The sequence below is a fragment of the Frankia sp. AgKG'84/4 genome (assembly GCF_023242965.2).
GTDB lineage: Bacteria > Actinomycetota > Actinomycetes > Frankiales > Frankiaceae > Frankia.
This window is the reverse complement of record NZ_JALKFU020000287.1, coordinates 1-6,495: the sequence shown is the minus strand read 5'-3', so window position 1 is coordinate 6,495 and position 6,495 is coordinate 1. Positions and strand designations below refer to the sequence as shown.

The window sequence follows — 6,495 nt, the reverse complement described above, 5'->3', positions numbered from 1 at the left end:
GACCGTGACCGGTCCGCGGCGGCGCCCCACGTAGGGGCCCAGGGTGGACGTGGTGAGCAACTGGCGATCCCAGTCGGGCGACACGAGGTTGCCCGGGCCGGCCGGCAGGCGGGTGCGACCGCGCGACCAGCTGCCCATCAGCCCCGCGCACACCGCGTCCGCCTCGGCGGTCACCGCAGTGACGATCAGGGTTCGACTCACGACCGGGTCCGGATCATCGTCTGGCATGTCCTAAGTCCGCCGTCCACGTAGATGTCGGTCTGATTCACGGAATGCCACCGCGCCGGACGGCAAGGTTACGGCGCGGGGTTTTGTTTGTGGTGCAAATCGGACTTGTTGCCGGACTTTAGCATCACGGACGACACTGCGTGGCGCCGATGGCGGTGCGCGGTACGCCGTGCGCGTTGCGTGGGCTGCGCAGGTGAGAACGGGGGTACTCGCGTTGATATGCCCGCGGCGCCGGGCCCGGCAGTGCCAGGTGGTGTGACCGGCCATCTTCCGCCTCGCCTGGTGTGCCGGACAGCGGTAAACGGTATGACCGGCGTGGGATGACGATTGTGATACTGGCGGAAATAACCGGTGTCCCCGTTCGACGGCGAATCGACAGGGGCGCCCTCGTCACTCAGCCCCGCCGACGGCCGAGACCGCGCCGGGGCCGGGGTGCGTCCGGGCGGGTCGGATCGTCCAGGGTGGGCGGGATCGGTGTCGGGCCCCACGTCCGCGTGCCCGGCATCGGCGTGGTGGCGATGGCGGTGTCCGGCCACGGGGCGGCGGGCTGGTCGACGATCCCCGCCGCGCCACTCGGCGCTGGTCGACCGAACGCGTCCGCCGCCACGCCCGGGTCCCGCTGGATGCTGGGGGCCGGTTCGGGGGTGGCCGCCGCGGCGAGCGACTGATCGGGAACGGGAGCCATCTCCACCGCCGCCTCGCTGGTCGGCGCGACGGGATCCGGCCAGGCGATCGGGGCGGCTCGCTGGCGGGCGCGGGCCGCCAACCTGGACCGGCGCAGGGCCCTGGCCTGCACGATCAGCGTGAGACAGACGGCGGCCGCGGCCAGCGCGAACCCCACGGAGCCGGGCAGCTCCACCAGCCCGCACGCACCACCGGCGACCCAGGCGAGCTGCAGCGCGGTCTCCGAGCGGGCGAACGCCGAATTGCGGTTCGCCTCCGGTATGTCGCGCTGGAGGATGGCGTCCAGCGCGAGCTTGCCCATCGATCCCGCCATGGTGGCCAGCAGCGCTGCCACGAGCGAGGTGAACCTGGTGTAGGTGATGGCGGCGCCGAGGCAGCCCCCGGCGGCCATCAGCAGGGCGAGCATCAGGATGCCCTCCGGTCGGCGCCGGCCGAGCCGACCGCCGACGAACACCCCGAGCCCGCTGCCGACACCGGCCGCGACGGCGAGTCCGCCCAGCCACAGGTTGTTCCCACCCTTGGTGCGCAGCAGGAAGGCCAGATAGAAGGTGAGGAACCCGACCAGCCCGCGCAGGACCAGCGTGGCCCGCAGGGCGACCGGCAGGGCGCCGAGGGCGGCCCGAAACCGCGCCCGCAGCCCCGGTCGACTGCTGTCGGCCAGCGCGCCGGCCCGTAGCGGCAGCTCACCGGCGGCCGAGTCGACCGTCCTCGGCAGGTTGAACGCCAGCAGCACCCCGGTCATGTAGACGATCGCGCAGCTGCGCAGCACCCACGGATAGCCGACGAACGGGATATGCGCCATACCCAGGCCGAGGGGAGCCACGATCGCCCCGGAGACGATGTTGACCAGTGAGATCCGCGAGTTGACCTTGACGAGGGTCAGCTCAGGCGGCGCCACCCGCGGTGTCACCGCGCTGCGGGCGACGCCGAACGCGCGGGAGAACACCAGCAGACCAAGCGCCAGCGGGTAGACGGCCAGCCCGGTCAGCGCCCCGGCCAACTGCCAGGCGAGCAGCCCACGGCCCAGGCAGATCGCGGCGAGCGCGGTGCGCCGCCCGTGGGCGACCCGGTCGAGCAGCGGACCGACGACCGGCGCGAGCAGGGCGAACGGCACCATCGTGATCAGCAGGTAGAGCGCGACCTTGGACCGGGCCTCGCCGGAGGGCACCGAGAAGAACAGGGACCCGGCCAGCGCGACGGTGACCAGCGCGTCGCCGGCGGCGTTCACGAAGGACAGCTCGGTGAGCGCGGACAGCCCCGTGCGGCCGGAATCCTCGCCGCGCACCCTCGAGCGCGCCCGCCGCAGGCCGTTCGAGATGCCGCTGCCCAGGTTCACCATGCCGAGTGTCCTCGTCCCTGGCCCGATGGTCTCGCAACCCGGATCCGGCAGGGGTTCACACTGCCTTTCTCCGGTGCTCGTGCGACCTTGTCGGGCGGTGCCGGTGTCCGTGGGTGAGAATACGTTGCGTGGATGCTCCAGAGGTTCGTTCCACCCTGACCGAGGCGTCACCCGCGTCGAGCGACGCGGGCGACGCCCACGTGCCCACCCGCGCCGACGGGCACGAAGGGGCGGATCGCGCGGAGCCCACGGCGGGTGTGGCGACCCAGGGCGGCACGGAGGTTGCAGAAGTGACAACGGCGACAGTGACCAGGTCCAAGGCGACCGCGGCGGAAACAGAGGTCGCGGGAACGGGGGTGGCGCGAACAGCGGTCGCCGACCCGAGCGCGGCCAGGCCGGCGGTCGCTGACGCGGCCGGGGCTGATGCGGCCGGGGCTGATGCGGCCGGGGCTGATGCGGCCGGGGTCGGTGTGGCCGGGGTCGATACGGCTGGGATGCATGCGGCTGGGGCGGAGACGACGGTCCCGGGCGGGCGGGCAAGGAGTGCGCGGGCGGCGCGGGAGACGGCGGTCGACGCGACCTGCGCGGCTGCCGTGGATCTCGCTCGTGCCGCCGCCGTGGAGGAGGCCGGCGACGAGCAGGCGGTCGGTGCGCATCTCCGGGTCGAGGCCGAGAGCGACCGGATCGTGCTGCACCGGTTCGCCTGCCTGACCCCCGCCTACCGGGGCTGGACGTGGACGGTCGTCGTCACCCGGGCCTCGCGGGTCCGCCGGGTCACCGTCGACGACGTCGTGCTCATTCCCGGGGACGACGCGATGCTGGCGCCCGAGTGGGTGCCGTGGTCGGAGCGGCTGCGCCCAGGCGACGTCGGCGTCGGCGACCTGCTGCCGACGGCGATCGACGACCCTCGGCTCGCGCTGCGGGTCTCCGACGTCGAGGAGCTCGTCGACACCGACGAGTACGTCGAACTCGGCCTGGGCCGGTCCCGGGTGCTGTCGCTGACCGGCCGGGAGGAAGCTGTCGAGCGGTGGTATGCGGGGGAGGCAGGCCCCGACGCGTCGATCGCGAAGGTGGCGCCGGCGGCCTGCCTGACTTGCGGTTTCCACGTGCGTCTCGCGGGCGCGCTCGGCCGCATGTTCGGCGCCTGCGCCAACGAGCTGGCCCCGGACGACGGCCGCGTCACCGCCATCGACCATGGCTGCGGCGCGCACTCCGAGGCGCTGGTCGCGCCGAGCGCGCACCCGGAGCCGATCCTGTTCGACGAGGACCCGTCCGACCTGGAGCCGACGGACGTCGAGATGCTCGGCGTCGCGGCCCACCCGCCGGGTTCGGTGTCCGACGCCGTCCCCGAGGACCAGACCGACACCGGCGGCCCCGAGCCGTACGGTCACTCCTGATCCGGTCCGCCGAGATCCGGGGCCGGTAGCGCCGGCACGTGGGGTGGTCGGCTGAGCACCCCACGTGCCGGCACGTCAGGCCGGCTTGCCGAACAGGGCTGGCAGGGTGCCCTCGTGCGCGGTGCGCAGCTCGTCGAGGCCGACGGTGAAGGCGTCCCGCACGTCGAGGGTGTCACCGCCGACGACGCCGAGGCGCCGCCACGGCAGGCCGCGGGTCGTGCACAGCTCGGTGAAACGGTCCAGCGCCGCGTCCGGGACGGCGACGACGGCGCGCGCCGTCGACTCGCTGAACAGCTCGACGAACAGGTCCGCGCCGGCACCCAGCTCAACCCGGGCGCCCCGCCCGCCCCGCAGGCAGGACTCGACGAGCGTCTGGGCCAGCCCACCGTCGGACAGGTCGTGGGCGGCGCGCAGCAGGCCCTCGCGCGAACCGGCGACGAGAATCTCGCCGAGCAGCTTCTCCCGGGCGAGGTCGACCGCCGGCGGGGCGCCGCCGAGGTGGCGGTGCGTCACCCAGGCCCATTCGGAACCGCCGAACTCGTCCGCGGTCTCGCCCAGCAGGATCAGCGTGTCGCCCTCGCCGGTGAAGCCGATGGGGGTGCGGCGGGCCACGTCGTCGAACAGGCCGAGCACGCCGATCACCGGGGTGGGGTGGATCGGCGTCGCGCCGGTCTGGTTGTAGAAGGACACGTTGCCGCCGGTGACGGGCAGGCCGAGGCGCCGGCAGCCATCCGCGAGGCCCGCGCACGCCTGCGCGAACTGCCACATCACCTCGGGGTCCTCGGGGGAGCCGAAGTTCAGGCAGTTCGTGACGGCGATCGGCTCGGCGCCGGCCGCGCTGACGTTGCGGCACGCCTCGGCGAGGGCGAGCTGCGCCCCGGCGAACGGGTCCAGCCGGGCATAGCGGCCGTTGCCGTCCGTTGCCAGCGCGATGCCGAGGCCGGTGTCCGCGGACAGCCGCAGCACGCCGGCGTCCTCCGGCTGGGCGAGCACGGTGTTCGCCTGGACGTACCGGTCGTACTGGTCGGTGACCCACGCCTTGGAGCACAGGTTCGGCGAGGCGACCAGCCGCAGCAGGGTCTCGCGAAGCTGCTCGCCGGTGCTCGGCCGGGCCAGGCGCGCGGCGGCCGGGGTGTCCGCGCGGACGAGGTCAAGGTCGGCGGGGCGGCGCAGGGGCCGCTCGTAGATGGGACCGTCGTCGGCCAGCGAGCCGGGCGGGACATCGACGACGACCTCGCCGTGCCAGCGCACGACGAGCCGGCCGGTGTCGGTGACCGTGCCGATCCTCGTCGCGATCACGCCCCAGCGCTGCGCGAGCGCGAGCACCTCGGGCAGGTCCTGGGGTGTGACGATCGCGAGCATGCGTTCCTGGGACTCGCTCGCCAGGACCTCCGGCGCGCTCATCGACGCCTCGCGCAGCGGGACCAGTTCGAGGTCGACGTCCATGCCGCCGGGCTGGCCGGTGGCGATACCCGCCGCGGTCGTCTCGGTGAGTGCGCAGGTCAGGCCGGCGCCGCCGAGGTCCTGGATGCCGGTGACGAGGCCGCGGTCGAACAGTTCCAGGCAGCTCTCGATGAGGATCTTCTCGGTGAACGGGTCGCCGACCTGCACCGATGGCCGCCGCGCCGGGCCGCCGCCCTCGTCGAAGGTGGCCGACGCGAGCACGGACACCCCGCCGATGCCGTCCCGACCGGTCTTCGCACCGAGCAGGACCACCGCGTTGCCGACTCCGGTCGCCGCCGAGGTCTGCACCCGGCTGACCGGCATCACGCCGACGCACAGGGCGTTGACCAGGGGGTTTCCGGCGTAGGTGGGGTCGAAGACGACCTCGCCGCCGATGTTCGGCAGACCGAGGCAGTTGCCGTAGCCGCCGATGCCGGCGACGATCCCCGGCAGCGTGCGGGCGGTGTCAGGGGCGTCGGCGTCGCCGAAGCGCAGGGGGTCGAGCACGGCCAGCGGGCGCGCGCCCATGGTCAGGATGTCGCGGACGATGCCGCCGACACCGGTGGCCGCGCCCTGGTAGGGCTCGACGAAACTCGGGTGGTTGTGCGACTCGATCTTGAAGGTGACGGCCAGGCCCTCGCCGACCGCGACGACGCCCGCGTTCTCGCCCATGCCGACCAGCAGCCGGTCCGTGGACGGGGTGTCCCTGAACTGCCGCAGATGGACCTTGGAGGACTTGTACGAGCAGTGCTCGCTCCACATCACCGAGTACATCGCCAGTTCGGCGTCGCTGGGGCGGCGGCCGAGGGTGGCGACGATCCTGCCGTACTCGTCGTCGGTCAGGCCAAGGTCGCGATAGGGCTGCGCGGCGGCGTCCGCGGCGTCGGCGGCGGCCTGGGCTGCCGCGCCGGTCGGGTCGGAGGTGGCCGTCGGAGCTGTCGGGTTGCCGGTCACCCCCCCATCCTCTCGGATTCCGCCAGCGTGTGGACCCGGAGCGTCGATCGGGGTGTCCTGCGAGTGGCGCGGGCCACAGCGGGAGCCCGCGCGCCGGGAGCCTGCCCGGCTGGCGTACGGCCGTCCGGGCAGGTCCGGGCGCCTAGCCCAGCAGGCCCTTGTCCTTGAGGAAGTCCCGCGCGACGTCGGAGGGCTTCTCGCGCTGCGCGTCGACCTTCTTGTTGAGCTCGGCCAGGTCGGTGGTGGTGAGCACCGGCGCGAGGGCGTTGAGCGCGGCGGAGATCTTCGGCGTCAGCGACTTCGTGTTGACGATCGGGACGAGGTTGTCCGCGTTCTGCAGCTTCTTGTCGTCGGTCAGCGTGACGAGGTCGTAGTCGGGGTGAGTCCCACTGCGTGGTGTAGATCGGGAGCGGCTGGTTGATCGTCCGGGGTGCGGGTGTGTCGCTCCGA

At 73.2% G+C, this 6,495-nt stretch carries 4 protein-coding genes and 1 pseudogene; 1 reads left to right on the top strand and 4 read right to left on the bottom strand.

Annotated features, from left to right (window positions below; all coding sequences use genetic code 11):
• Positions 1-201 (bottom strand): annotated as a pseudogene (locus MXD58_RS17015) (futalosine hydrolase); the annotation flags it as partial.
• 421 nt (positions 202-622) lie between these two features.
• Entirely contained in the window at positions 623-2,251 is a 1,629-nt protein-coding gene (locus MXD58_RS17010) for an MFS transporter (RefSeq protein WP_248838448.1), read from the bottom strand.
• 494 nt (positions 2,252-2,745) lie between these two features.
• Between MXD58_RS17010 and MXD58_RS17005 the strand changes: the two genes are divergently transcribed.
• On the top strand, positions 2,746-3,648 hold the full coding sequence (locus tag MXD58_RS17005) for a DUF3027 domain-containing protein (protein ID WP_248838535.1): 903 nt from the start codon (positions 2,746-2,748) through the stop codon (positions 3,646-3,648).
• 75 nt (positions 3,649-3,723) lie between these two features.
• Here the strand turns inward: MXD58_RS17005 and purL are convergent, their stop codons facing one another.
• Positions 3,724-6,045 carry a phosphoribosylformylglycinamidine synthase subunit PurL gene (gene purL / locus MXD58_RS17000; protein ID WP_308301981.1) on the bottom strand — a complete coding sequence of 774 codons (2,322 nt, stop codon included), beginning with the start codon at positions 6,043-6,045 and terminating at the stop codon, positions 3,724-3,726.
• A gap of 142 nt (positions 6,046-6,187) precedes the next feature.
• Positions 6,188-6,495: glycine betaine ABC transporter substrate-binding protein (locus MXD58_RS16995; protein ID WP_284678481.1), on the bottom strand; the 308-nt coding region annotated here is incomplete at its 5' end.

Bases quoted from the DNA above. Each gene is read 5' to 3' on its own strand.
- MXD58_RS17010 (WP_248838448.1), bottom strand. From the start codon at position 2,251: ATGGTGAACCTGGGCAGCGGCATCTCGAACGGCCTGCGGCGGGCGCGC.
- MXD58_RS17005 (WP_248838535.1), top strand. From the start codon at position 2,746: ATGCATGCGGCTGGGGCGGAGACGACGGTCCCGGGCGGGCGGGCAAGG.